Origin of the sequence: Bradyrhizobium sp. McL0616, assembly GCF_049993385.1 — a bacterium.
In the GTDB taxonomy this organism is placed as follows: Bacteria; Pseudomonadota; Alphaproteobacteria; order Rhizobiales; family Xanthobacteraceae; genus Bradyrhizobium.
In genome coordinates, this window is sequence record NZ_CP188255.1 from 2177519 (window position 1) to 2200273 (window position 22755).

Here is a 22755-nt window from a genome sequence, read left to right on the forward strand (position 1 = left end):
AGCCTTGCGCAAATTCGCGTAGTGCTATGCGTCGCATTCCCGAATGACGAGCTAGGCCTTCAGCTCCGCCGTCGCCTGATCGAGCCAGGCCTTCGTTGCCTCGTCCAGCGCCGGCCGCACCTCGGCGCGGACGCGGGCGTGGTAGGTATTGAGCCAGTCGAGCTCGTCCTTGTTCAGCATTGCGACGTCGATCAGCTGCCGGTCGATCGGCGCCAAGGTCAGCGTCTCGAACGCGTTCATCGATTTCTCGGCGCCCTTGATGTCGGCGGCGACCACCAGCTCGAGGTTCTCGATGCGGATGCCGAAGCTGTCGGTCTTGTAGTAGCCGGGCTCGTTGGAAAGGATCATGCCGCGCTTCAGCGGCGTGGTGCCGAGTTTCGAGATCCGCGCCGGCCCTTCATGCACCGAGAGGTAGCTGCCGACGCCGTGGCCGGTGCCGTGCTCGAAATCGACGCCGGCGGCCCAGAGATATTGCCGCGCCAGCGTGTCGAGCTGCGCGCCGGTGGCGCCGTCGGGGAACACCGCGCGCGCGATCGCGATATGGCCGCGCAGCACGCGGGTGAAGCGGTCGCGCATCTCGTCCGTCGGCTCGCCCACCGCCATGGTGCGGGTGACGTCGGTCGTGCCGTCTTCGTATTGCGCGCCGGAATCGATCAGCAAGAGGTCGCCGCGCGTGATCCGCCGGTTGCTCTTGCGGGTGACGCGGTAATGCACGATGGCGCCGTTCGGACCGGTGCCTGAGATGGTCGGGAACGACACGTCCTTCAGCGCGCCGGTGTCGCGGCGGAACGTCTCCAGCGCCTCCACCGCGTCGATCTCGGTGAGCTTGCCGCTTGGTGCCTCGCGGTCGATGAAGGCGAGGAAGCGCGCCAGCGCGATCGCGTCGCGGCGGTGCGCCGTCTGCGTGCCCTTGATCTCGGTCGCGTTCTTGACCGCCTTGAGCAGCGCAATCGGATCGCTGCCGCGCAGCGGCTTGCCGCCGGCTCCCGAAATCAATCGGCTGAGCGCGTCGGCCGCGGTGGCATTGTCGAGCGCGATCGCGGCACCGCTCTTGGCGAGCGCCATCAGCGTCGGCGCCAGCGCATCCGGCTCGCGCACGTCGGCGGACTGCTCGAGATGGTCGCGCGAGAGATTTGAGAGCTTGCGGTGGTCGATGAAGATCGTCGGCCGGCCGTCCTTCAGCACCAGCGCATAGGACAGCGGCAGCGGTGTATGCGCGACGTCGGCGCCGCGGATGTTGAAGGTCCAGGCCACGGCGTGGCTGTCCGACAGCACCAGCGCATCGGCGCCGAGCTTGTCGATCTCGCTCTTGATCTGCGCAAGCTTCTCGCCTTCGGCGGTGCCGGCATGTTGCAGCCCGTGGACCGCGACCGGCCCCAGCGGCGGCTGCGGCCGGTCCTGCCAGATCGCGTCGACCGGGTTGCTGTCAACCGCCACCAGCTCGGCGCCGGCCTTGGTGCAGGCGGCGGAGAGGCGCTCGGCTGCCGCAAAAGTGTGCAGCCACGGATCAAATCCGAGGCGGTCGCCGGCTTTCAGATGCGCCGACACCCAGCTCTCCGGTGGCGGATCGATCAGCGATTCCACGGCCCAGGCTTTCGTCTCGACCTGCTTAGGCGCCTGGAGCGTGTAGCGGCCGTCGACGAAGATTGCGGCTTCCCGGGCCAGCACGACGGCAAGTCCCGCCGATCCGGTAAAGCCCGTCAGCCAGGCGAGCCGCTCTTCCGAGGGCGCAACATATTCATTCTGCTGCTGATCGGCGCGCGGAACGACGAAACCGGTCAGCTTGCGGCGGGCGAGTTCTTCACGGAGCGCGGCCAGCCGCGCCGTCAATGCGACGCCGGCCTCGGGCTCTTCGAATGTCTGGAAGTGTGCTTCGAACATGGCTCAGTTTAGGATCATGGGGACCGGTCCGCAATGTGGACGCATTTGAGGTCGTATCTGGCATGGACTGTGCTTGAAAAGGTTCCATTCGAATTGAGTGGAGTAATGGATGCGGCTGTTGCGCTTCGTCCGGATAACAGGGAAATTCGAGCAAGTGGTTCATCTCAACGGCGAGGGGACACACGATGCCAGCGTTTACGTTTGAGAAGATTTCGCCGCCGGTGCGCCGCGCCCCCGCAGCAACGCCCCCGCAGAAGCCACGTGGCCTGATCAGCCAGATGATCAACCGTTTCGCCGAGCGGCGCGCAAGGCGTGCTTTGCGCGCATCGCCTCGCGGTGACGAGAAGCTGGCGAAATAGCGCCACATCGACGATGCCGTAGGGTGGGCAAAGGCGCAAAGCGCCGTGCCACCATGTCTCCCTCGATCGCAATGAATATGGTGGGCACGCTTCGCTTTGCCCACCTCACGAAGTTCACCCCATCTTCCGCAGCAGCAGACTGCTCCACCCCTCGATCCGCAGGTGCCGCAACGGCACGAGGCCGCGGGCGCGGTAGGCAGCGATCACGGCGGGCGCCTGGTGCGTCAACAGGCCGGAGAGGATGGCGCGGGCGCCTGGCGCCAGATGCCGCGTCATCGGGCCTGCCAATTGGCGCAACGGATTGGCGAGGATGTTGGCCAGAACCAGGTCGAACGGGCCGCATCTGCCAAAATCCGGCGCGGCGAAGCCGGTGGCGCGGATCACCCGCACTTGGTTACCAACTTCGTTCAGCGCTGCGTTCTCGGTCGCTACCCGCACCGAGGGCGGGTCGATGTCGGAGGCCAGCACCGCGCGATGCAGCGCCTTCGCCGCCGCGATGCCCAACACGCCGGTACCGGTGCCGAGATCAAGCACGCGCTTCGGCCGCGCGTGTTTCAAGACATGGTCAAGCAGCAGTAAACAGCCACGCGTGGTTCCGTGGTGGCCAGTGCCGAAGGCGAGCGCCGCCTCGATCTCGATGGCGAGCTTGTTCGGCGCCACGCGATCCCGGTCGTGGCTGCCATGGACGACGAAGCGCCCTGCCGGCACCGGGACGAGGTCTTCCAGGCTCGCCTTGACCCAGTCCTTGGCCTCGATCGTGTCGAAGGCAAGCCTGGCGGCGATGTCAATTCCTGCTGAGGTTGCAACGAGTTCGCGTAGCAATTCCTGATCCGGCGCCTCGGCAAAATGCAGCGTGACATACCATTCTCCGTCCGGCCGCTCGAACGCGGCGACGGCGGCGTCGCCCTCGAAAAAGACCTCATTGAGCACGTCGACGACGCGCCTGGCGGCGGCCTCGTTGCCGATCGAAAAGCTGGCGCAATGGGTCGGGGAAAGCTGCATCTAGGGTTCCGATGGGTTCAATTTTTGGAACTTTTGTTCCAATTTTCCGCATAAACTTGCAGTTCCCACGTTAACCCGACCTCAGGTTGTAACCAGTAGTTTCCCGGATGTTGGAACCAACCAACACATCCTGGAACGGAAATGGAGGCGAGACGTGAAGCGTATGGTTCAAAAGTTCTGGTCCAATGAGTCCGGTGCAACCGCGATCGAATACGGCCTGATCGCTGCGGGTATCGCGCTGGCGATCATCACCGTGGTGAACAGCCTGGGTACCACCCTGAACGACAAGTTCGGTTCGGTTAGCAGTTCCTTGAAGTAATTTCTGCCTCCCATTTCCCGGCGGGGGTTACTTTCTTTGACGCGCGCCCGCTGGGGGAATTGCACTCCGGCGGGCGAATTCGTTTTGGGGGGCATTACGCCAAGTGTTCAAAGGACGTCGTCCACTGACGTCCACAGGCTATTCGCGCATTCTCCACGTGCCATCCACAGCCTTATGCACCATTCATCCCGGCTTTTTCCACAGCCTGTTCCGGGCTCCTACCGTGAGACCCCGCCAGGTTTCCACCGCTTCATCACAGCTCGCTCACAGGCCCGTCCACAGTCCATCCACAGACCTATCCACGGCTTGTGAACAGCCCGCGGTGATCCCGCAAAATCGCCTGCGCCGCGTTGTGGCCGGGGGCGCCGGTGACGCCGCCGCCGGGGTGGGCGCCTGAGCCGCAGTGGTAGAGGCCCTTGAGCGGGCCGCGATAATCCGCATGGCCCAGCATTGGCCGTGCCGAGAACAGCTGGTTCAAGGTCAGCGCGCCGTGAAAGATGTCGCCACCCAAGAGGCCGAACTGCCGTTCGAGATCGAGCGGGGACAGGATCTGGCGGCAGAGCACGCTGGCCGCAAAGCCCGGCGCGTATTGGTCCACCGTCGCGATCATGAGATCGGCGACCTCCTCGCGACGGTCGTCCCAGGATTTTCCGTCGGGCAGCTCGGGCGCGACGTGCTGGCAGAACAGGCTCGCGACGTGCTGTCCCGCGGGAGCCAGCGTGTCGTCGAGCGTCGAGGGGATCAGCATCTCGACGATCGGCTTATGGCTCCAGCCCTGCGCGCGCGCATCGAGATACGCGCGGTCCATATAGCCGAGGCTCGGCGCCAGGATGATGCCGGAGGAGAGATGATCGCCGTCGCCCGGCAGCGCCGTGAAGGAGGGCAGGCGGTCCAGCGCCACGTTCATGCGGAAGGTGCCGGAGCCGTTCTTCCAGTGGCGGATGCGGGCGAGGAAGTCCGCGGGCAGGGCGTCGGCCGCAATCAGCCGCGTGTAGAGCAGCTTTGGATTGACGTTGGCCGCGACATATTTCGCACGAATGGCCCTACCGTTCTCCAGCACCACGCCGACGGCGCGGTCGCGCTCGACGATGACCTCGCGCACGCCGGCGTCCGTCTCGATCGTGACGCCGCGGCCCTGCGCGGCGCGCGCCATCGCCTGCGTGATCGCGCCCATGCCGCCGATGGCATGGCCCCAGACGCCCTTCTTGCCGTTCACCTCGCCGAAGGCGTGATGCAGCATCACATAGGCCGAGCCGGCCGCGTAGGGGCTGGCGTAATTGCCGACGATGGCGTCGAAGCCGAACAGCGCCTTGACGAGATCATGCTCGAAACGCTCGTCCAGCATCTCGCCGGCCGAACGGGTGAAGAGATCGAGCAGGCTGCGGCTTTGCTCCAGTGTCAGGGCGCGCAGGATGTTGGCCGTCGTCAGCGCGTTCACGGCTTCGCGGATTGCGTTCGTGCCAAAACCGGCGAGCAAGTTCGGCGGCGCGCGCAGCACGAACTGCCGCAGCACATCCGCAATGTCCTCAAGCTCGTGCGAAAACCCGTCGAGCGCGTCTGCATCATGCGTGCTCAGCCGCGCGACTGACTCCTTCGTCCGGCCCTCGCCGGTGAGGAGATAGCTGCCGTCGGGCGCGGGCAAGAAATTCTGCGCGCGCCGCTCGACGATTCGCAGGCCCTGCTCGGCGAGTCCCAAGTCGCGGCTCACCTGCGGATTGAGCAGGCTCACAGTGTAGGCCGCGACCGAATTCTTGAATCCCGGATGAAACTCCTCCGTGACCGCTGCCCCGCCGACCACCTTGCGGCGCTCGACGATATGCACGCGCAAGCCTGCGGCCGCGAGATAGGCCGCGCAGGTGAGGCCATTATGGCCAGCACCGATGATGACGACGTCGGTTTCAGTCATGAAGGTTTCTGAACGTTCCATGGTCATTCCGGGATAATCCGAAGAACCGGACCCGGAATGACATCTCTATATCAGGCATTTCTCGCGGCAACATCACGAGACCATTTATTGCCCGTTCAGGCGCCGTGTGCTCCATTGCGCGCGCCCGGCGCCGCCGGGGGTAAGCCGGAGCTCCCATGGATTCGATCGTGCAACCCGCCGCTACGGAGCAGCCGTCCTCGTCGCGCAACCGGCTGCTGCTGACGGTCTATACGGCTGCGATCTTCGTCAGCGCGCTGCTGCTGTTCTCGGTGCAGCCGCTGTTCACCAAAATGGTGCTGCCGCGGCTCGGCGGCTCGCCGGCGGTGTGGTCGGTGGCGATGGTGTTCTTCCAGTCGCTGCTGCTGGCCGGCTACGCCTATGCGCATATGCTGATGCAGATCAAGAGCCGTGTCGTTCCCGTGGTGGTGCATCTCGCATTGCTGGTCGTCGCCTTCGTCACGCTGCCGCTCGGCATCGCCACCGCTTGGGGCGAGCCGCCGGCCTCCGGCTACGCCTTCTGGCTGCTCGGCCTGTTCGTGATGTCGATCGGGCTGCCGTTCTTCGCGCTCGCCGCCAACAATCCGCTGCTGCAAGCCTGGTTCGTCCGTACCGGCCATCCCGACGGGCGCGATCCCTATTTCCTTTATGCCTCCTCCAACATCGGCAGCTTCCTCGCGTTGCTGTCCTATCCGTTCCTGCTGGAGCCGATCTTCACGCTGCACACGCAGAACCGGCTCTGGACCGGCGGCTATGGCTTTTTGATCCTGCTGATCGCGGCCTGCGGCGTGCTGTTGTTGCGTTCGCCGAAGCTGGCTGTGGTCGACGCGCAAACCGAGGAGGCGAATGCGCCAGCGCCGGGCGTGGTGACACGGCTGCGCTGGATCTTCCTCGCCGCGGTGCCGTCGGGCCTGCTCATCGCCGTGACCGCGCACATCTCGACCGACGTCGCCGCAGCGCCGCTGCTGTGGGTGCTGCCGCTGTCGCTTTACCTCCTGACGTGGGTGGTGGTGTTCCAGTCGCGGCCGCTGCTGCCGCACAAATGGATGCTGATGCTCCAGCCGGTCGCGATTGCGGGCGTCATTTTTCTGCTCGCCTTCGGCGGCGAACAGAATCTGCTGCTCACGCTCGGCGGTCATCAACTCTGCTTCTTCGTCATCGCGATGGCCTGCCATGGCGAACTCGCGCGAACCCGGCCGCCCTCAAAATATCTCACCGGCTTCTATGTCGCGTTGTCGTTCGGCGGCATGGTCGGCGGTCTGTTCGCTGGCCTCGTCGCGCCGTTCACCTTCTCCTGGATCGCCGAATATCCGATCCTGGTCGCGCTCGCCGCGCTGTGCCGGCCTTCAGTGAACGAACGTTTTGCCGGCATCGTCAAATGGTACTGGCTGGTGCTCGCCGCGCTCGCGGTGGCGCTGGTCGTGCCGTCATACATGACGGGCGATCTTACGACCTGGCTCGAGGATCATCGAGTCTGGCTCGCCGGCGCCGTCGGCGTGCTCGCGGCACTTCTGGCGCTCGCGGTCAACGCCGATCGCTGGAAGATCTTTGCAACCGTCGCGCTCGCGCTCGCATTGATCCGGATCTATCCGGCGGACGAGGGCCGTGTCACCACCGTGCGCAGCTTCTTCGGCGTGCACAAGATCGTAGTGACACCCGGTGGTTATTTTCACGTGCTGATGCACGGCACCACCATTCACGGCGCCGAGCGCTTCCTCAACAATGACGGCACGCCGGTGACTGGCCGGCCCGAGCCGATCACCTACTACCACAAGGATGGCGGCATCGGTCAGGCCATCACGGCGATCCGCGAGCGCAAAGGCGCGCCGCTGAAGGTCGCTGCGATCGGCGTCGGATCGGGCACGCTCGCCTGCGCCGCCGAGCCCGGCGAGGACTGGAAATTCTTCGAGATCGACCAGTCCATGGTCGACGCCGCGCGCGATCCCAAAAATTTCCGATATATCTCTAGCTGCCTGCCGGACCTGAAGCCGGTGATCGGCGACGCCCGCCTCACCTTCGCGAAGGAGCCGGACGGCGCCTACGACCTCATCATCGTCGACGCCTATTCGTCGGATGCGATTCCGATTCACCTGGCGACCGAAGAAGCCATGAAGATCTACAAGGACAAGCTCACCCCGCATGGCGCCGTGGTGATGCACGTCTCCAACCGCCATCTCGATCTCGAGCCCGTCGTGGTCGGCATTGCCGATGCCAATGATCTCAAGAGCTGGGTCTACGACGAGGATTCGGGCCGCGACGGCGACTACATCTTCTCCACCGACGTCGTCATCTCCGCGCGCGAGGCGGCCGATGTCGGCAAGCTCGCTTCCTCCAAGCAGTGGGAGGAGACCGACGCCGACGAGAAGGTGCGGGTCTGGACCGACGACTATTCCAACATCCTCGGTGCGCTGTACCGGCGTTTGCGGTACGGGGAGCAGTAACTCTCCGTAGCCAGGATTTCGTTGCGCTCCATCCGGACTACAAAATGAAAGCTTACGGCACCACCGGCGTCCCGGCCGGCAGTGCAATTCCCTTCTCGCCCGCGACCTGCCGCAACAGATCCGGCTTGTCCGAGATAATGCCGTCGACGCCGGTCTCGATCATGCGCGCCATGTCTTCGGGCTTGTTGACGGTCCAGACCACGACGCGCAATCCGAGCCGGTGGGCTTCGGCAACGAGCACCATGGTCACATCGCCGAAATAGGGCGACCACACCGCACCACCTGCAGCCTTGATCGTCCGCGGCAGCGAGCCGCCGTGATCGGCGGGATTGAAACCCGCCGTCCAGCCGGTCGCATTGCCGAGGACGATCGTCGGCGCCGAGCCGCGCTGGATCGTCAGATACACGGTCGGAATTTTCGGTGCCTGCTGCTGGACAAGAAGCAGCGTCCTCCAGTCGAAGGACTGGATCATGACGCGGTCGGAAAACTTTTCGGCCTCGATCACCCCGAGCAGCTTTGCGACGAAGGCCTGCGGATCGAGCGATTCGTCGGGGTGGTCCGGATCGATCTTGGTCTCGATATTGAACCGCACGCGGCTGTTGCCGGACTTGCGCACCAGCGCGAACAGCTCCTTCAGCGTGGGAATGCGCGTCCCCGGCACGGCACGCTGGTCGGGGAATTGTTTTGCATAGGCGCTGTCCGGCCGGATCTGGCCGACGTCGTAGCTCCTGACGTCGGCGAACGCTAGCTTTGCGAACGGCGTGCCGGGCGGCGCGACATAGGCGCCGTTCGCATCCTTTGCGAGATCGGGATTGAGCCCGCGCTCATGCGAAACGATGACCTCGCCGTCGGCAGTCACGCCGACATCGAGCTCCAGCGTATCCACGCCCATCGAGAGCGCATTGGCAAAGGCCGGGAGGGTGTTTTCCGGCAGCAGTGCCCGCCCGCCGCGATGCGCCTCGAGATCGAATCCCATAGCCCGTCCCGCCATCAGAACCGAGAGCACGGTCAAAATTGTCGCAGCACGTGAGGGCATGGCGGCTCGAAGGGCAAGTGAAAAGGGGAGTATTTGAACGCAGTTTGGCGCGTGTGGCCCATTCTACAGGCTTTTGCGCCTGTTGAGACCTTCGGCAGCGGCTTGGGTTGCGCTCGCCCGGCGGTTATGTACTCATAGTGGCCTTGGAATCCCGCCCGTGCACCAGAAACGCGATCACCGCATCATCCGCAGCCGGCATTTTCACAAGATGCAGCGGCGGCATTTTATCCTTTTCGACGTGCTGCCTTTTGCCGGTACGCTGGTTGCGCTTGGAATGTTGTTCTATCGCCCGATCGGCGTAACCGAGCTCGGCCTGTTCTTCGGCTTCTGGCTGATCACGGGCCTCGGTCTGACCGTCGGCTATCACCGCCTCTTCACCCATCGCGCCTTCGCGACCTCCACGGCGATGAGCGCGATCCTGATCATCATGGGCTCGATGGCCGGGCGCGGTCCGATGCTGTCCTGGGCGGCGATGCACCGGCGTCACCATGAACTGTCCGATCACGACGGCGATCTGCATTCGCCGCGCCTGCATGGCGATGGCCTGCTCGGCCGCCTGCGCGGCTTCCTGCACGCGCATTTGACCTGGATGATCGAGCACGATTATCCCAACGTCGCGTATTACGTTCCGGATTTGATGGCGAACCGCACGCTGGTCGCGGTGAACAGCTACTACACCAGCTGGGTTGGGCTCGGGCTGCTGCTGCCGGCCGCGATCGGCGGCCTTGCCACGATGAGCCTGTGGGGTGTGTTGACTGGTTTGCTCTGGGGCGGCGTGGTGCGCATGTTCGTGGTCGAGCAGACCATGTCCGCCATCAACTCGATCATGCACAGTTTTGGCGCGCAGCCGTTCGTCACGCGCGACGACAACAGCAGGAATCTCGGCGTGATGGCCTGGCTCGCCTGGGGCGAGGGTTGGCACAACAACCATCACGCTTTCCCGTATTCCGCCGCCTTTGGCTTGCGCTGGTTCGAGTTCGATCCCGGCTTCATCTTCATCCGCGCACTGGAGGCGCTCGGGCTCGCCTGGGACGTCAAGGTGCCGAGTGAGGAGAAGATCGCGCGACGCATGTTGCGGCAGCCGGGCGATGCGACGCCCGACCTGGAAACGGGCTGAGTACCATCGACCGGCGACAGTGCCGGCGATGGTGCGGCTTCGATCGGATGCTGTTCAACGACTACCCATTCCTTCTGGTCTTCCTGCCGGCGGCGCTGCTGATCTACCGCCTGGCCGATCCCTATCCACACTTGCGGATCGTCGTGCAGGTGGCGCTGTCGCTTGCCTTTTATGCCTGGGGCAGTCCGTCGTTCATCCTGTTCCTGGTCGCCTCGATCGCGATCAACTGGCTCGCCTCGGTCGCCTATGGCCGGGTGAAGTGGAAGGCGGTGCTGACGCTCGTGATCGTGCTCGATATTGGCGTCCTGGCGCTGTTCAAATACGCGAACTTTATGCTGGCCAATCTCGGCCTCGTGCTTGGCACGACGTTTCCGTCGCTCGATATCGGGCTGCCGCTCGGCATCTCCTTCTTCACCTTCCACCACATCATGTATCTGGTCGATCTCAGGCGGGGCAAGGCGCCGCTCTATACGCTCGACCGCTACGCGCTCTACATCGCTTTCTTCCCGCAAGCGATCGCGGGGCCGCTGGCGCGCTGGTCGGAGGTGATGCATCAGTTTGGCAGGCAGGTTTACGTGCCGGGCTGGCAGCGCCAGTTCTGCATCGTGACATGCTTCATCGCGCTAGGCCTGTTCGAGAAGGTCGTGATCGCCGACAGCATCGCGCACCTGCTCGATCCGATCTATGCGCAGGCGGCCGGCGGGCAGCTCGCAAGCGGCGATGCCTGGCTCGCCTTCTGTTTCTCCTTCCAGATACTGTTCGACTTCTCCGGCTATTCCGACATTGCGATCGGCCTTGGTCTGTTGTTCGGCGTGCAGCTTCCCTACAATTTCAATGCGCCGCTGCGCTCGACCAATATCCAGGAGTTCTGGCAGCGCTGGCACATTACGCTGATGCTATTCCTGCGCGACTACGTGTTCTATCCGCTGGTCAATCTGCGGTTCCTGCCGCGGCGATGGCTGCCGGTCCAGTTCTTCGGCGCAATGCTGATCACCATGGCGCTGTGCGGCCTGTGGCACGGCGCGAGCTGGACTTTTGTGCTGTGGGGTGCGCTGCACGGTCTTGCGCAGGTCGTTTGTTCGTTGTGGCGGCGCTACGGCCCGCACGTCCCGTCATGGCTTGGCTGGGCGCTCACCGTGTTGTTCGTGCTCGCGACCGGTGTGATTTTTCGCGCAGGATCGGTCGAGGCGGCATGGCACGTCTTTTCCGGACTGACTTCACCGCTGCCGCTCGCGCGCGGACAGCATCTGTGGCCGCTGATCGCAGCGCCGCTGGTTGCTTTCCTGCTGCCGGCGAGCCAGGACATCGTGGCTGTGCTCACGCGCCGCCCGAATCCGTGGCTGGCGGGTTTGCTTGGCCTTGGCCTGTTCGCATTGCTGCTCCACATGGGTGGTCGGGATCTTCATGAGTTCGTCTACTTCAAGTTCTGAGATTGACCCCGGCTGGGGCCTGAGCCTGCTCGCGTGCCTCGGCACGATGATCGGTGCTGGCCTGCTGGTGCTCGCGCTGATGGTGCTGGTCGACCCCTATGACAGCGGCAAGCTCGGCCTGCTTGATATCAACGGTGTCGACAACCGCCTCACGCAGGTCACGGCCGCGAGCCGGGCACGAGATCCCGACTTCAACGCCGCCATCCTCGGAAACTCGACCGCGCAAATGATCGACCCGGCCACACTGTCGCGCGCAACGGGCCTGCGCTTCGTGCAGCTCTACATGACCGGTTCAAGTCCGCGCGAGCAGCTTGCGGTGCTCGACTTCTTCCTGCGCCATCACAAGCAGGTCGGCGCGCTGGTGATCGCGGCGGATCCCGGCTGGTGCGTGCATGCGCAGCCGAAGGAGGAGGGCGCTCCGTTCCCCTATTGGCTCTACGACAAGAGCGTCGTCACCTATGCGGTGCGGCTGATCTCCTGGCAGGCGATCGAGCAGGCTTTCCAGCGGCTCAGCATCGGGCTTGGCTGGCGGCAGCGGATGAACCCGGAGGGCTTTGTCAGCTATGAAGACATCTGGCCGCCCGGCCAATTCGAAGAGATCGGATGGCCCAGGGATCCCGCGCCGGCTACGTCCGCAGAGATGCGGGCAACGTTTCCCGAGATCGCCGCGCTGGACGACATCGTCAGGAAGCTCCCGGCCGAAATCCCCATCGTCATCATCGTACCTCCAACCCTTGCGGCCACAGTGCCGAACCCGGGGACGGACACGGCGCTGGAGCGCGGGGCTTGCGATGCCGCGTTGAAGAGGGTCGTGACGGGACGGTCGCGCAGCAATTTCATCAACTATCGCGTCGACAATGAGCTGACCCGCGATCGCGGCAATTTTGCCGATTTCATCCACTACCGCCCGAAACTCGCGCGAGCGATCGAGCAGGGTCTTATCGCGAGCCTGCGCGACGGGGAGAAGGCGCGGGTCGATTTCTGAGCCGTCGCCGGATCAGACGATCTCCTCAAAGCCCCCGTCAAGCCAGAGCCTGCGCGCCTGCTTGCGCTGGATCTTGCCGCTGGTGGTCTTCGGCAGCGCGCCGGGGCGGATCAGCGCGATGTGGCGCGCGGAGAGTTCGTGTTGGTCCGCGATGGCCTCACGGATCTGTTCCTTGATCTCGGCAGTGTCGATGGTGTGACGGGCGGTGCGCTCGACCTCCTGGATGATCACGAGCGTTTCCTCTCCGCTCTCGTCCGGGACCGTGAACGCCGCGCCGCCGTTTTCGCGCAAGTTGTCGTCGAGCGACTGCACCGTGCGTTCGATGTCCTGCGGATAATGGTTGATGCCGCGGATGATGATGAGGTCCTTGATCCGGCCAGTGACGAACAATTCACCGTCCGCATCGAGGAAGCCAAGATCGCCTGTGCGAAGCCACGGGCCGTCCTCGCCGGCGATCTCGGCGTTCAGCCCCTCGCGCGTCGCCTCGTCGTTACGCCAATAGGCGCGTGCGACATTCGCGCCGCTGACCCAGATCTCGCCGACGCGGTCGGCGGCAAGTCGCGCCCGGCGTTCCGGCTCGACGATCGCGATCCGCTCGCCGGCAAGCGCGCGCCCGCAGCCGACCACGATCTGCGCATCGTCGGGATCGGCCGGCGCCTCCGCCGCATGCGCCTGGAGCGCCGCGCGGCTCACACTGCGTGTGGCATGGCGACCGCCGCGCATCCCGCCGGAAATCAGCAGCGTCGCCTCCGCCATGCCATAGGCCGGATACATCGCGCGCGCATCAAATCCGTGTCGTGCAAATGTCCCGGTGAACCCTGCGATAGTCTCCGCGCGCACCGGTTCGGCGCCATTGAGCGCGATTTTGAGTGAAGACAGGTCGACGCCCTCCATCTGGTCGGCGCGATAGCGGCTGACGCATAGGTCGAAGCCGAAATTCGGGCTGCACGCCACCTCCGCGCGGTAATGCGAGATCGCGCGCAGCCAGCCGAGCGGCCGCTGCATGAACGCGTTAGGCGCCATCAGCACGCAAGTCGCGCCGACATAGAGCGCCTGCAGCGCGTTCAGGATCAGCCCCATGTCGTGATAGAGCGGCACCCAGTTGACATAGGTCGATTGCCTGGTGTTGCCGAGTGCGAGCCGGATCATCTCGAGATTGGCGAGCAGATTCGCATGGCTCACCATCACGCCCTTGGGCGTGGATGTGGAGCCGGAGGTGTATTGCAGGAAGGCGATGCCGTCCGGCGCAGGCTCGGGCAGATCGACCGTCGCGCTTGAGTCCGCGGCAAGATCGACTTCGATCCAGCGGATGTTCTCCTGCCCGAAGCGGGTTTGCAGGTCGCCGCGCAAAGCGAAGGCGGACGTTGTCAACGCGAGCGCGGGCGTACAATTGGCGAGGATCGCGGCGCTTGCATCGCGCGCGCCGTTTCGCCGCGGCATCATCATTGGCACGGCGATCACACCCGCCATCAGGCAGCCGAAGAACGCCACCATGAATTCGATGCCGGGCGGAAACACCAGGATCGCGCGATCGCCGGGCCGCGCGGCCGCGGTCAGGCGCGACGCGAGCGCGGTTGCTGCGTCATGCAACTGCCGAAAGCTGAGGACCGCTTCCTCCGTAGCGCGATCGGAGACGAAGATGTAGGCGCGGTCGTCACCCTGGTCCACCGCACGCCGGGCCAGCAGTGCCACGAGCGAGCGGAAATTGTTCATGAGGGTTGCGCCGACTTCAGCCGCTCTCAGGCGGCGGAGCGAAGCGCGCGCTTGTCGGCGAGAAATCGCGACAGCGCCTCGACGGTGGGGTGGTCGTAGAAGTCGTCCGTCGACAGTTCGAGGTCGAGTTTCTCCTCGAGCTCCATCATGAGGTAGACGAGCATCGCCGAATCGAGGCCGAGACGGTTGAATTTCGTGCCGGTGTCGATCCGGTCCTTCGAAATCCGCAGGATATTGGCTAGCGCGGTCACGCAAAAATCCGAAATCTGCTCGCGTGTCATGTCATTTCCCAGAAACATTCGGAAAGACAATACGGGCGGCCCCTAGGTTGTCAATTTGGCCGAAACGCCGCAGCGTTGAAGGTTGGGGACTGTTGCATTCCTGCGTCGTTTGCTGCCCATTTCGTGCACAGGATGGCGCGATTTCCCGCGGTCGACAGGGCAAGCGGCCGCCTCTATCCTCCCAAAATTGCAGTTTGACGCGCGTGACGGGATTTTCGCATGAACCGCGCCCGCTTGTTCGCCACCCTTTTTCTTCTGGCCCTCATCGTATCGGAGCCGGCCTCCTCCCAGCGCGGCAACGATTTTGATTCGCTGCTCGCGCAGATGAATGCGGCGACGCAGTCCGGACGCTGGGCTGATGGGCTGACGGCGGCCCAAAAGCTTGAAAACCTGGTGCGGCGCCGGCAGGGCGCCGACAACATGAACTATGCCGGCGTGCTGCATAACGAAGGCATGTTCCTGCACAATCTCGGCCGCTTCCCCGAGGCTATCGACAGGCTCAATGCGGCGCTCGTCATCAAGCTGCGCAACAATGACGTCGCCTCCACGTTGCGTACCTCGAATATCCTGGTCGCATCGCTTGGCATGCTCGAGCGCCGGGCGGAAGCGACCACGGTCGCCGAGCGTGCGCTGGCACTCGGCACCGGCGCGTTCGGGGCTAACGACGTCCGCCTCTCCGACACGCTGTCGGCGCTCGGCGGGCTCGCGCGTGACAAGGAGAATTTGACGGAGGCCGTCAGCTATTTCGAGCGGGCGCTGGCCGGCCTGCAAGCCGCCAATTCGTCACCGTCCGATGTCGCGTCCGCAATGGATAATCTCGGGGATGTCTACGGCCTGCTTGGGCGCTTCGACGACGGCGAACGCATGTTGAAGCGGGCGCTTGACCTATTCGACCGCAGCTTTGGCAACGACGCTGAGGCCGCGCCGACTACGACAAGATGCTCAACGATCTCGGCAACCTGTATCTGGACGCCGGGCGACTGGCTGATGCCGAGGCGACACTGCGCCGCTCGCTCGCGATCACGCGGGCGCGGAACGGCGAAGCTCATTTGAATGTCGCGGGCACCATCGGCAATCTTGCGACCGTTCTCGAGCATGAGGGACGCTATGCCGAGGCCGAAAAGCTCTACCAGCAGGCACTTCAGACCTATGAGCGGATCTTCGGTCCGAACCATGCAACGACGGCGATTGGGCTGAACAATCTCGCCAATGTCTACTCAGCTCAGGGCAGGAACGAAGCGGCAGCAGGCCTTCAGGAGCGCGTGCTCGCCATCTACGAGAAGGCTTTTGGCCCCGAGAGCCCCGACGTCGGGCGGGCCCTCAACAATCTCGCGAATAGTTACGCAGAGATGGGACGCGCCGCACCGGCGCTCGATCTTTACCGAAGGTCGTTGGCCGTGATGGAGCGCAAATTCGGCGAGGGCAGTGGCCCGACCGCGCTGGCGGCGGGATCGCTCGGACAGGCTCTCGCGGATGCCGGCCGGACGGACGAAGCTCGGCCCTATCTGGTGCGCTGCCTCGACATCGACGAGCGCATGCTTGGCGGCAAGCATCCGCAACTCATCAAAGATCTGCGGAGTTTGGCTTTGTTGGATCTCAAGACCGGCAATTTGGCGGATGCCCGCAGCCGGCTCGACCGGGCGCTCCCGATCGCACGGGACAGGCTCGGTCCGCGCCATCATGACACCATCGCCGCGCTGATCAACCTCGCCGATGTCGATCGCCGTGAAGGCAAATGGCAGGATGCGCTGGCGCGGCTGCAGCTCGCCGCCACCGCGCTCAATGCGCAGCAGAATGTGCAGTTCATCCGTTTTCCTGAGATTGATCCCTGGCTGATCGATGCGATCTGGCGCGTCTCCGACGGTCAGCCAGATAGTGCGGCAAAGGATGAGGCCTTTGGCGCTGCGCAGCGCGCGCATGAGACCAGCGCCGGCGCAGCACTGTCGCAGATGGCGGCCCGCTTCGGAGCCGGCAACGATGCGATCGCGGGACTGGTGCGGCGGCAGCAGGACCTGAAGGCAAGCCTCGAGACACTCGACAAGCGCGTGACCTCGGAGCTCGGGCAGGCGGATGGAAAGCGCAAAGACACGCTGATTGCAAGCTTGCGCGCGCAAACGGCGCAAACGCAAAAATCGCTCGACGATGTCTCGGCGCAGCTCGACCGCAGCTTTCCGGCCTATGCCGAATTGTCGAGTCCGCAGCCGCTTTCGATTGCGCAAACGCAGGGCTTGTTGAAACCCGACGAAGCTCTCGTCGCGTTCATCGTGCTCGGCGACAAGAGTTATGCTTTCGCGGTGACGCGAGAGGCGAGTGCGCTCCGCCAGATCGCGCTCGGCAGCCGCGAGATCAGCGACCGCGTCGCGCATCTGCGGCAAGGGCTCACTGATCCGGAGGCTGGCCGGTCGTCGTTCGACCTCGATGCGTCCTTGGAACTTTACAATGGGTTGTTCAACCCAATCGGAGCCGATATTGCCGGCAAGCCGAAACTGCTGATTGTCCCGGCCGCTGCGCTGACCAGCCTGCCGTTTCATGTGCTGGTGACGAAGAAGCCCGATGCTGCGTCCGCCGATCGCTACCGGAAGGTGGCGTGGCTGCTCAATGAGCGCGCCATCACGGTGCTGCCGTCAGTGCCGAGCCTGCGCGCGCTGCGCAGCTTTGCCAAGGATTCGCGCGCCCAGAAGCCCTTCATCGGCTTTGGCGATCCGGTGTTGCAGCGGTCGTCCGGCGATAAGCGCCCAGGACGCAACGTGCAGCCCTACCAGAACTACTACGACGGCTCCGCCGTCGATCTCGAACGTCTGCGCACCGGTCTGCCGGCGCTGCCGGAGACCGCGGGCGAGCTCCAGGCTGTGGCGCGTGCGCTCGGCGCTTCGCCACAGGACGACGTCAAGCTCGGTGCGGCCGCGACCGTGACCAGCGTCAACCAGCTGCCGCTTGATCAGTATCGCGTCGTCGATTTTGCGACCCACGGCCTCGTCGCCGGCGAGGTCAACGGCCTCAGCGAACCCGCGTTGGTTCTGACCCTGCCGGACCGGCCGACCAGCGATGACGACGGCCTCCTCACCGCGAGCCGCATCGCCAAGCTCAAGCTCGATGCAGACTGGGCGGTGCTGTCGGCCTGCAACACGGCCGCAGGGGACAGGCCGGGTGCTGAAGGGCTGTCGGGTCTTGCACGTGCGTTCTTCTATGCCGGCGCGCGCGCGCTGCTGGTGTCGCATTGGCCGGTCGATTCCGATGCGGCGGTGCGCCTGACCACCGTTGCCTTCTCCGAGCTCACGGCGCACCCCGGCATCGGCCGCGCCGAGGCGTTGCGCCGGTCGATGAAGGCCCTGATCGCGGATAGCTCGTCGCCGCGCAACGCCGATCCCGCGGTCTGGGCGCCGTTCGTGCTGGTGGGCGAGGGCGGTTGACGACGGCCGCTGAAGGGCGAAACTGGTCATCAAAAGGGACCGGGAGCGATTCACATGCGGCTCATCTTCCTCGCAACGATGGTGGCTCTCATGGCCGGGTCTGCTGCAGCCAAGGATGTACTGTCGGGCGCAAGCCTCTATGAAGATGTGGCGCGCTACGCCTCCTTCGGTCTGCACCGCTTCGGCTCGCCCGGCGATCACGCGACCGCCGACTGGATCGCCGGCGAGCTATCGGCTGCCGGCTATGCGATCAAATTCCAGCCCGTCGTGCTCGGCCGGCAATATGTCGTCGAGCGGGCCAGCGCGGAAGCCGCTGGCACGACTGTCGAGGCGACGCCGTTCTGGTGGCCGCCGGAAAACAAAGCCAGCTTTCATCTTGCCGCCCCGCTCGCGCGCGACGGCGACGTCAGCGGCAAGATTCTCTGGATCGACCTGCCATTCGATCGCGGCGCCTATCTCGGTCCCGCCCATCGCGCGGCGATCGCCGAGGCCGCGGCGAAGAAGCCCGCCGCCATCCTGCTGACGATCGGCAATCCCGCCGACGATCGCTTCGCCTACAATGTCACGCAGGAGGACGCGCCCTGGCCGGTGCCGGTGATGGTGGTCGGCGCCAAGGCGCGGGCGACATTCGAGCGTGCGCTGACATCAGGCACGCCGGTGACGTTTGACGTCGCCGGCCATTACGAGCGCAACGTGTCAGGGCGCAATGTCGTCGCCGAGACCGGCATCGGCCGCGGGCCGACCATCGTCGTTTCCACGCCGATGACCGGCTGGTACACTTGCGTCTGCGAACGCGGCCCCGGCATTGCTAATTTTCTTGCACTCGCCCGCACAGTCGCCGCCGAGAAATGGCAGGCCCATTTTATCTTCATCGCGACCGCCGGCCATGAGATCGGCCATGGCGGCATGGAGTTGTTTCTGAAGGACGGCGCGCCTGCGCCGAAGGACACGCTGGCCTGGATTCATTTCGGCTCGTCGAACGCCTGCTACGGCTTTGCGGAAGGTGCCCGCACCAACCGGCCCGAGGAGGAGCGCTATCTCGTGCTGAGCAAATCGGCCGTCGCGCTGACGGACGAAGCCTTCGTTGCGGTCGCGGCAAAACGTCTGGTGACGGAGAAGCAGGCCGTCGGCGAGCTGCGCGACGTGCATGCGGCGGGCTACGCCAATTTTCTCGGCATGGCCGGCCGCCATCAAACGTTCCACACGCCGGCAGATGATCTCGGCGCGACCGGACCCGAGATCCTCGAGCCGGTCGCGCGCGCTTTCGTCGATGCTGCGCGAAAGATCGTCGAACGCGGCGACGCCGCGTTCAAATAGGCATGATCCGGAAAAGTGCGGAGCGATTTTCCGAAAGGATCATGCTCAAATAATCGCGTCAGTTCTGGTAGTAATAGCCGCGCGGCTGATAATACTGCCGGGGCTGTTGCTGCTGCTGATAGTAATAGCCCTGCTGGCCGTTGACCTGGCCGTAAGACGGCGGCTGCTGCTGGTAGACCTGCGCGCCAAAGGCGCGGCTGGTCGGGCGCGGGGCCGGATAGCGGGCGCCGGTGTCGCTGCCGTCGGCCGGATAGATGTAGTTGTCATCCTGCGGCATGTAGCGGCGGGCGGGCTGCGCCGGCGGCGTCAAATTCACGGGATCGCCTGAGGTGGCGTACTGCTGCTCATCGGCCGGCTGCGGGGCGCGGGCCACTGCGTTGGTGGAGCGGCCGCGTGGATTGCGCGCCAGTGCCACCTGCGCCGAGCCGGTCAGCGTCACCGAGGTGTTGAGCACGCCCTGCTCCTGGACCAGCGCATAAAGTGTCGTGGCGTTCTGGCGCGATAGCCGCACGCAGCCATGCGAGGCCGGCGAGCCGAGACGGCCGACCGAGTCGGTACCGTGGATGGCGTGCCCGACCTTGGTGAAAAAGATCGAGTGCGGCATCGGCGCGTCGTCGAATTCCTTGGAGTAATGATCCTCTTCCATCCGGAAGGCACGGAAGGCGCCGTTCGGCGTCTCGCGCGAGGGGATGCCGGTCGACACCGGCCAGTGGTAGCGCGTGACGCCGTCGACCACGACGGTCATCTGCTGATTGTCTTTGTCGACGGTAATGTCGACCTTGGCCTGCGCGGTGCCCGCGCTCAAAAGCATCAAGGAGGTGAAAGCAATGAAAAAGGAACGCATCTGACGTCTGGCCTCCGGCCTGTTCACGCAAGCGCCGCGGCTCTCCGTCCCCCGGTGTGCACTATGCCTGCAATCCGGCTTTCGTTCCAGCGGCCTGCCCACCCATCGTTAACGTGATGCCGGGCGTAAGCAAGGCCGCTTTGTGCCGCGCCGACCGCGGCGGTGCTGACATTTTCGCGAGCGCACGAGCGTTCACAACGCCGACAATTCGTCACAAAGGCGCAACCATTTGGCCGCTCCAGGCGTTGAACATGGCCTACCCCGACAGGCGGCTTTCGCCGCTTTTACCCCTTAGGACCAAAGATGAACAAAGCCCGTGTCGCCGCCGCGCAATCGCCGGCGGGTTTAACCGTCCGCCTGCTGTTTGCGGGCGCTGCCCTCCTTCTCGCCCTGGCTTGCTTGCCGCAAGCCAGCCACGCCCAGGGCATCGTCCGCGGCGCCCAGGAAGGTTCATATGAAGGCAACCGCATTGCCGGCCCCGTGGGCGGCGCGGTCGGAGGTGTCGTCGGTGCCGGTGTCGGCGGCGCTGTCGGTGCCGTAGACGGTATCCTGGGCATTCCCTATCACGGTCACCGCCGTTGCCGCGGGTACTACGACGGGTACAACCGCTTCCACTGCTATCGGTAGATTCACTACCGTCGTTCTGGGGCGGCCAAAGGCCGACCCCAAAATCCATCGGCTGGCAGAGTTGGTGGATGAGTGGATTCTCAGATGCGCAATTGCGCATCTTGGCTCGCGCTTCGCGTGCCCCGGAATGACCGTCAGCTCTTCAACCGATACCCCGTCCGGAAAATCCACCAGATCACGGCGAGGCAGATCGCCAGGAACGCCAGCGTCATGCCGATGCTGACGAATACGCTGACATCGGCGATCTCGTAGAAGCTCCAGCGGAAGCCCGAGATCAGATAGACGACCGGGTTGAGCAGCGCCACCGTGCGCCAGGTGGGCGGCAGCATGTTGATGGAATAGAAACTGCCGCCGAGGAAGGTCAGCGGCGTCACCACCAGCATCGGGATCATCTGGAGCTTTTCGAACCCGTCGGCCCAGATGCCGATGACGAAGCCGAACAGGCTGAACGTCACCGCCGTCAGCACCAGGAAGACCAGCATCCAGACCGGATGATGGATGTGCAGCGGCACGAACAATCCGGCCGTGGCGAGGATGATCATGCCGAGGATGATCGACTTGGTCGCGGCGGCGCCGACATAGCCGAGCACGATCTCGACATAGGAAATCGGCGCGGAGAGAATCTCGTAGATCGTGCCGGTGAATTTCGGGAAGTAGATGCCAAAGGAAGCGTTGGCGATGCTCTGGGTCAGTACCGAGAGCATGATCAGGCCCGGCACGATGAAGGTGCCGTAGCTGACGCCCTCGACCTGGCTGATGCGCGAGCCGATCGCAGCGCCAAACACCACGAAATAGAGCGAGGTCGAGACCACCGGCGAGACGATGCTTTGCAGCACGGTGCGCCAGGTGCGCGCCATTTCAAACAGATAGATGGCGCGGACAGCGCGATAGTTCATGACGTCCTCACGAGGTCGACGAAGATGTCCTCGAGCGACGATTGCGTCGTGTCGAGATCGTTGAAGCGGATGCCGGCGTTGCGGAGATCGCTGAGCAGGCTGGTGATGCCGGTGCGCTCGCCCTTGGTGTCGTAGTCGTAGATCAGCGTCGCGCCGCTGTCGCAGAGGTCGAGCTCGTAATGTGCGAGGCTCTCCGGCAGCGCGCTGAGCTTGCCTTGCAAATGCAGCGTCAGCCGCTTCTTGCCGAGCTTCTGCATCAAGGTCGCCTTGTCCTCGACCAGCACGATCTCGCCCTTGTTGATGACGCCGATGCGGTCGGCCATCTCCTCGGCTTCCTCGATGTAGTGCGTGGTCAGGATGATGGTGACGCCGGACTGCTGGAGGGTGCGAACGACTTCCCACATGCCCTTGCGCAGCTCGACGTCGACGCCGGCGGTCGGCTCGTCCAGGAACAGGATCTGCGGCTCGTGCGACAGCGCTTTCGCGATCATCACGCGGCGCTTCATGCCGCCGGAGAGCGTGATGATCTTGCTGTCCTTCTTGTCCCAGAGCGAGAGGTCCTTCAGCACCTTCTCGATATGGGCCGGGTTTTTCGGCTTGCCGAACAGGCCGCGGGAAAAGCTTACGGTCGCCCAGACGCTCTCGAAGGCGTCGGTATGCAGCTCCTGCGGCACCAGCCCGATCAGCGAACGCGCCTTGCGGTAGGAGGTCTGGATGTCCTCGCCGCCGACGAGGACCTTGCCCTCGCTCGGATTGGCGATGCCGCAGACGATGGAGATCAGCGTGGTCTTGCCGGCGCCGTTGGGGCCAAGCAGCGCGAAGATCTCGCCGCGCTTGATGTCGAGATTGATGTTTTTGAGCGCCTTGAAGCCGGACCCATAGGTCTTCGACAAATTGGCGACGGAGATGATGGAGGACATGATGGCCGGCGGGCTGGGGAGGGGGGCTGGAACCCGCCGGGGAGGCAGGTCAGCAGAGCCCTGAAATAGGAATGCACTTGCCCGGCCGCAATTGGCCGGAGAAAAATGGTCTCAAAACAGGCCATTCTGGGGCAGGTTTCGAGCTAGTGTTGCGCGATGGTCACGGGCTGCGGCTAAGATGGTCGCTCACGCGGCTCTTGGTTGCGTCTGCGAGCAGGCCGTGGCTACGATTCCGGCCAATTGCGAAGTGTCC

The 22755-nt window shown here is 64.3% G+C and carries 19 protein-coding genes; 10 read left to right on the forward strand and 9 right to left on the reverse strand.

The features are described 5' to 3' along the window. Positions 1-51: 51 nt before the first annotated feature. On the reverse strand, positions 52-1881 hold the full coding sequence (locus ACPPVR_RS10535) for an aminopeptidase P family protein (RefSeq protein WP_426614162.1): 1830 nt from the start codon (positions 1879-1881) through the stop codon (positions 52-54). A gap of 185 nt (positions 1882-2066) precedes the next feature. On the opposite strand from ACPPVR_RS10535, the gene ACPPVR_RS10540 reads away from it, so the two are divergent. Further along, positions 2067-2240 (forward strand): hypothetical protein, encoded by a 174-nt coding sequence (locus ACPPVR_RS10540; RefSeq protein WP_426614163.1) that lies wholly within the window; start codon positions 2067-2069, stop codon positions 2238-2240. A gap of 114 nt (positions 2241-2354) precedes the next feature. On the opposite strand, the gene ACPPVR_RS10545 is transcribed toward ACPPVR_RS10540, so the two are convergent. After that, positions 2355-3242, reverse strand: a complete 888-nt coding sequence (locus ACPPVR_RS10545; protein WP_426614164.1) for a 50S ribosomal protein L11 methyltransferase — start codon at positions 3240-3242, stop codon at positions 2355-2357. Positions 3243-3405: 163 nt separating this feature from the next. Between ACPPVR_RS10545 and ACPPVR_RS10550 the strand changes: the two genes are divergently transcribed. Then, on the forward strand, positions 3406-3561 hold the full coding sequence (locus tag ACPPVR_RS10550) for a Flp family type IVb pilin (protein WP_426616064.1): 156 nt from the start codon (positions 3406-3408) through the stop codon (positions 3559-3561). 295 nt (positions 3562-3856) lie between these two features. Here the strand turns inward: ACPPVR_RS10550 and ACPPVR_RS10555 are convergent, their stop codons facing one another. Continuing rightward, complete coding sequence (locus ACPPVR_RS10555; protein WP_426616065.1) at positions 3857-5467, reverse strand: phytoene desaturase family protein; 1611 nt, start codon at positions 5465-5467, stop codon at positions 3857-3859. 176 nt (positions 5468-5643) lie between these two features. Between ACPPVR_RS10555 and ACPPVR_RS10560 the strand changes: the two genes are divergently transcribed. Next, the gene (locus ACPPVR_RS10560; protein ID WP_426614165.1) at positions 5644-7926 is read left to right on the forward strand and encodes a spermidine synthase; all 2283 of its coding nucleotides are present in this window, start codon (positions 5644-5646) and stop codon (positions 7924-7926) included. 52 nt (positions 7927-7978) lie between these two features. Here the strand turns inward: ACPPVR_RS10560 and ACPPVR_RS10565 are convergent, their stop codons facing one another. After that, a complete protein-coding gene (locus ACPPVR_RS10565; RefSeq protein ID WP_426614166.1) occupies positions 7979-8962 on the reverse strand; it encodes a glycerophosphodiester phosphodiesterase in 984 nt (327 codons plus the stop codon). A 157-nt stretch (positions 8963-9119) separates the two neighbouring features. On the opposite strand from ACPPVR_RS10565, the gene ACPPVR_RS10570 reads away from it, so the two are divergent. The 3 genes from ACPPVR_RS10570 to ACPPVR_RS10580 are packed head-to-tail and all read left to right on the forward strand — an operon-like array spanning position 9120 to position 12494. Further along, positions 9120-10079: an acyl-CoA desaturase gene (locus ACPPVR_RS10570; RefSeq protein ID WP_426614167.1), complete on the forward strand. Its 960-nt coding sequence runs from the start codon at positions 9120-9122 to the stop codon at positions 10077-10079. A 47-nt stretch (positions 10080-10126) separates the two neighbouring features. After that, positions 10127-11509, forward strand: coding sequence for an MBOAT family O-acyltransferase (locus ACPPVR_RS10575; protein ID WP_426614168.1), 1383 nt, complete (start codon positions 10127-10129; stop codon positions 11507-11509). Then, positions 11484-12494, forward strand: a complete 1011-nt coding sequence (locus ACPPVR_RS10580) for a hypothetical protein (RefSeq protein WP_426614169.1) — start codon at positions 11484-11486, stop codon at positions 12492-12494. The genes ACPPVR_RS10575 and ACPPVR_RS10580 overlap by 26 nt, the downstream gene beginning before the upstream one ends. A 12-nt stretch (positions 12495-12506) precedes the next feature. On the opposite strand, the gene ACPPVR_RS10585 is transcribed toward ACPPVR_RS10580, so the two are convergent. Beyond that, positions 12507-14207, reverse strand: a complete 1701-nt coding sequence (locus ACPPVR_RS10585) for a fatty acyl-AMP ligase (protein WP_426614170.1) — start codon at positions 14205-14207, stop codon at positions 12507-12509. 26 nt (positions 14208-14233) lie between these two features. Continuing rightward, positions 14234-14488: an acyl carrier protein gene (locus tag ACPPVR_RS10590; protein WP_426614171.1), complete on the reverse strand. Its 255-nt coding sequence runs from the start codon at positions 14486-14488 to the stop codon at positions 14234-14236. Between the two features lie 219 nt (positions 14489-14707). Here ACPPVR_RS10590 and ACPPVR_RS10595 point away from each other — a divergent pair, with 219 nt between their 5' ends. Genes ACPPVR_RS10595 through ACPPVR_RS10605 form a run of 3 tightly spaced genes read left to right on the forward strand, consistent with a single transcriptional unit; the run spans position 14708 to position 19215 of the window. Continuing rightward, on the forward strand, positions 14708-15541 hold the full coding sequence (locus ACPPVR_RS10595; RefSeq protein WP_426614172.1) for a tetratricopeptide repeat protein: 834 nt from the start codon (positions 14708-14710) through the stop codon (positions 15539-15541). Next, on the forward strand, positions 15427-17898 hold the full coding sequence (locus tag ACPPVR_RS10600; RefSeq protein WP_426614173.1) for a CHAT domain-containing tetratricopeptide repeat protein: 2472 nt from the start codon (positions 15427-15429) through the stop codon (positions 17896-17898). Before ACPPVR_RS10595 ends, ACPPVR_RS10600 begins: the two co-directional genes overlap by 115 nt. A gap of 54 nt (positions 17899-17952) precedes the next feature. Continuing rightward, on the forward strand, positions 17953-19215 hold the full coding sequence (locus ACPPVR_RS10605) for a hypothetical protein (RefSeq protein WP_426614174.1): 1263 nt from the start codon (positions 17953-17955) through the stop codon (positions 19213-19215). Positions 19216-19273: 58 nt separating this feature from the next. On the opposite strand, the gene ACPPVR_RS10610 is transcribed toward ACPPVR_RS10605, so the two are convergent. Continuing rightward, the gene (locus ACPPVR_RS10610) at positions 19274-20059 is read right to left on the reverse strand and encodes a L,D-transpeptidase (protein ID WP_426614175.1); all 786 of its coding nucleotides are present in this window, start codon (positions 20057-20059) and stop codon (positions 19274-19276) included. Positions 20060-20362: 303 nt separating this feature from the next. On the opposite strand from ACPPVR_RS10610, the gene ACPPVR_RS10615 reads away from it, so the two are divergent. Next, positions 20363-20686 carry a hypothetical protein gene (locus ACPPVR_RS10615; protein ID WP_426614176.1) on the forward strand — a complete coding sequence of 108 codons (324 nt, stop codon included), beginning with the start codon at positions 20363-20365 and terminating at the stop codon, positions 20684-20686. A gap of 134 nt (positions 20687-20820) precedes the next feature. Here the strand turns inward: ACPPVR_RS10615 and ACPPVR_RS10620 are convergent, their stop codons facing one another. Both ACPPVR_RS10620 and ACPPVR_RS10625 read right to left on the reverse strand, forming a co-directional pair. Then, complete coding sequence (locus ACPPVR_RS10620; RefSeq protein WP_426614177.1) at positions 20821-21582, reverse strand: ABC transporter permease; 762 nt, start codon at positions 21580-21582, stop codon at positions 20821-20823. After that, positions 21579-22502: an ABC transporter ATP-binding protein gene (locus ACPPVR_RS10625; protein ID WP_426614178.1), complete on the reverse strand. Its 924-nt coding sequence runs from the start codon at positions 22500-22502 to the stop codon at positions 21579-21581. The genes ACPPVR_RS10620 and ACPPVR_RS10625 overlap by 4 nt, the downstream gene beginning before the upstream one ends. Positions 22503-22755 lie beyond the last annotated feature (253 nt).

Excerpts from the sequence above, each read along its gene's own strand:
- ACPPVR_RS10535 (WP_426614162.1), bottom strand. The coding sequence starts at position 1,881 with ATGTTCGAAGCACACTTCCAGACATTCGAAGAGCCCGAGGCCGGCGTC.
- ACPPVR_RS10540 (WP_426614163.1), top strand. The coding sequence starts at position 2,067 with ATGCCAGCGTTTACGTTTGAGAAGATTTCGCCGCCGGTGCGCCGCGCC.
- ACPPVR_RS10545 (WP_426614164.1), bottom strand. The coding sequence starts at position 3,242 with ATGCAGCTTTCCCCGACCCATTGCGCCAGCTTTTCGATCGGCAACGAG.
- ACPPVR_RS10550 (WP_426616064.1), top strand. The coding sequence starts at position 3,406 with ATGGTTCAAAAGTTCTGGTCCAATGAGTCCGGTGCAACCGCGATCGAA.
- ACPPVR_RS10555 (WP_426616065.1), bottom strand. The coding sequence starts at position 5,467 with ATGACTGAAACCGACGTCGTCATCATCGGTGCTGGCCATAATGGCCTC.
- ACPPVR_RS10560 (WP_426614165.1), top strand. The coding sequence starts at position 5,644 with ATGGATTCGATCGTGCAACCCGCCGCTACGGAGCAGCCGTCCTCGTCG.
- ACPPVR_RS10565 (WP_426614166.1), bottom strand. The coding sequence starts at position 8,962 with ATGCCCTCACGTGCTGCGACAATTTTGACCGTGCTCTCGGTTCTGATG.
- ACPPVR_RS10575 (WP_426614168.1), top strand. The coding sequence starts at position 10,127 with ATGCTGTTCAACGACTACCCATTCCTTCTGGTCTTCCTGCCGGCGGCG.
- ACPPVR_RS10580 (WP_426614169.1), top strand. The coding sequence starts at position 11,484 with ATGAGTTCGTCTACTTCAAGTTCTGAGATTGACCCCGGCTGGGGCCTG.
- ACPPVR_RS10585 (WP_426614170.1), bottom strand. The coding sequence starts at position 14,207 with ATGAACAATTTCCGCTCGCTCGTGGCACTGCTGGCCCGGCGTGCGGTG.
- ACPPVR_RS10590 (WP_426614171.1), bottom strand. The coding sequence starts at position 14,488 with ATGACACGCGAGCAGATTTCGGATTTTTGCGTGACCGCGCTAGCCAAT.
- ACPPVR_RS10595 (WP_426614172.1), top strand. The coding sequence starts at position 14,708 with ATGAACCGCGCCCGCTTGTTCGCCACCCTTTTTCTTCTGGCCCTCATC.
- ACPPVR_RS10600 (WP_426614173.1), top strand. The coding sequence starts at position 15,427 with ATGCTCAACGATCTCGGCAACCTGTATCTGGACGCCGGGCGACTGGCT.
- ACPPVR_RS10605 (WP_426614174.1), top strand. The coding sequence starts at position 17,953 with ATGCGGCTCATCTTCCTCGCAACGATGGTGGCTCTCATGGCCGGGTCT.
- ACPPVR_RS10610 (WP_426614175.1), bottom strand. The coding sequence starts at position 20,059 with ATGCGTTCCTTTTTCATTGCTTTCACCTCCTTGATGCTTTTGAGCGCG.
- ACPPVR_RS10615 (WP_426614176.1), top strand. The coding sequence starts at position 20,363 with ATGAACAAAGCCCGTGTCGCCGCCGCGCAATCGCCGGCGGGTTTAACC.
- ACPPVR_RS10620 (WP_426614177.1), bottom strand. The coding sequence starts at position 21,582 with ATGAACTATCGCGCTGTCCGCGCCATCTATCTGTTTGAAATGGCGCGC.
- ACPPVR_RS10625 (WP_426614178.1), bottom strand. The coding sequence starts at position 22,502 with ATGTCCTCCATCATCTCCGTCGCCAATTTGTCGAAGACCTATGGGTCC.